The 1,927-nt window shown below is 49.8% G+C and carries 1 protein-coding gene, 1 tRNA gene and 1 pseudogene; 1 reads left to right on the top strand and 2 read right to left on the bottom strand.

What is annotated here, in order from left to right; all coding sequences use genetic code 11:
• Together ACQRD3_RS13440 and ACQRD3_RS13435 are read right to left on the bottom strand one after the other, a co-directional pair.
• Window positions 1-211 (bottom strand): annotated as a pseudogene (locus tag ACQRD3_RS13440) (HD domain-containing protein); the annotation flags it as partial.
• A 161-nt stretch (window positions 212-372) separates the two neighbouring features.
• Window positions 373-448 (bottom strand) — tRNA-Pro (locus tag ACQRD3_RS13435).
• Window positions 449-999: 551 nt separating this feature from the next.
• Between ACQRD3_RS13435 and trmB the strand changes: the two genes are divergently transcribed.
• The gene (trmB, locus tag ACQRD3_RS13430) at window positions 1,000-1,656 is read left to right on the top strand and encodes a tRNA (guanosine(46)-N7)-methyltransferase TrmB (RefSeq protein ID WP_080908823.1); all 657 of its coding nucleotides are present in this window, start codon (window positions 1,000-1,002) and stop codon (window positions 1,654-1,656) included.
• Window positions 1,657-1,927: the final 271 nt, after the last annotated feature.

The raw sequence follows: 1,927 nt of genomic DNA, 5'->3' as shown, positions 1-1,927 counted from the left end.
ACACAGCAGAATCAAAAGCTCTTGTGACTAAATGCATTACACCTATCGAATGACCAAAGCGAGTATGTTCTGCGCCGTGAAAAACAAGGTATGTCATTGCTAACTGTTTTACATTTCTGAGCCGCTGAAATGGCGTGGAATTAATAATTTCATTTTCAAGATCAGTCACTTCAATAAAGCCATGGACAGGATCTCGGTACTTGTCACCCAAAAGAATTCACCTCCGTAATTTCATTAAATAAAATCTGTATTGGTATTATAGATTAGAACAAGGGAAAATAAAACATGAGGAAATACAGAGTGTGGCATTTCATTTGTTGCGTCGCATAAAACAAAGAAAGCCCTCAGAAGCATAACCTCTGGAGGGCTTTTTGGTCCGAGTGGCGCGACTCGAACGCGCGGCTTCCACATCCCAAATGTGGCGCCCTACCAACTGGGCTACACCCGGATATTCAGTTTTTGCTATTATACCACGGCGAGCGGTAAAAATAAAGTTTTTTCTGTCTGTGGTCATTTATGTGGTCAAAGGCGATTTTGTGCCGCTTTCTGCAATCGGGGAAAATCCCGCAAACGCAGGCGTCGCAAGGCTTTGCGGCGTTTCGACTTGCCCCGTCCCGGATAGCGCCACGGCACTCCCAAAGCAAGCGCGCTACCAACTGCGCTACACCCGGATATTGACTTTTTGCCATTATAACATACCGAAAAGAGTTTTCCTAGTATTCGTTGTCTGTGAATACTCCTGTTCTCTTACAGGGATTTCAAAGATGATTTACAACCGGCGCAGTGCCGCTACTGCCAGTGCTTCAGGCGCTTTCGGGGTTCGGTAAAAGCCTTCGCTGATGAACAATCTGCGCGCCCAAAAAACACTTGTATTTTTTACTGCCCTATGATTATTTATTATTATATAATAAGGCCGACAGGATTGCAAGAATTCTTTCCCTGTGTTATTCTACAATCACAGATCTCACAATTTTCTGAAATGAGGGAAAGACCGTGCGAATGAGAAAAAAGCCCAATTTGATCCCGCGGCTGGAGGCTTGCGGCGGCTTGGTGATCGCTGATCCAAAGAGCTTTCGGGGGCGCTGGAGGGAGCTAATGCCAACGGCCGGTGAACTGCGGGTGGAACTGGGCTGCGGAAAGGGACGTTTTACTGTTGGTACGGCCCAGGCTGAACCGGAGGCTTTGATCATTGCAGTGGAGCGGATCCCGGATGCAATGGTGATTGCTGCAGAGCGGGCGCGGGATTTGGATTTGAAAAACGTCTTTTTTATTGACGCCGATGCTGCGGATCTGGAGGCGTATTTTGCTTCTGGAGAAGTGGATCGGATCTACGTCAACTTCTGTGATCCGTGGCCTGGAGCGCGATATGCCAAACGCCGTCTGACCCACCCGGGATTTCTTCTGCGGTACCGTAAGGTGCTGAGCAGTGGGGGAGAGGTCCATTTTAAAACAGACAACCATGACCTATTTGAGTGGTCGCTGTTTCAATTTCCGAAGGCGGGATTCCGCCTGTCTGAGGTCACACGCAACCTCCATGAGAATGGTCCGCGTGGGATTATGACGGATTACGAGGAAAAGTTTTATCGGCTTGGCACCCCCATCAACCGGTGCGTGGGAACGATGGAGGAATTGCCGAGCAGTGAGAACCCTTTGTAAGCCCCCGCATAAGATGGATTGAAGCCGGGCAGGGGAAGAAGCCTACCGGACTTCAAATCTTCTTTTGGGAGGTACTTCTGTATGGGGTGCTGCAATAACGGCTGTGGCGGCTTTGGCGGCGGGGGCTGCCTGTGGATTATCCTGATCCTTATTATCATTTGCTGCTGCTGCGGCGGCGGTTGGGGCGGCTGTGGCTGCAACAACGGCTGCGGATGCAACAATGGCTGTGGCTGCTGAGCAATCTGGGTCAGAGGAAACATAAGCGGCGGGC

Source organism: Candidatus Pseudoscillospira sp. SGI.172 (assembly GCF_050313575.1).
Classification (GTDB): Bacteria; Bacillota; Clostridia; order Oscillospirales; family Oscillospiraceae; genus Vermiculatibacterium.
This window is presented reverse-complemented; position numbering and strand designations above follow the sequence as displayed.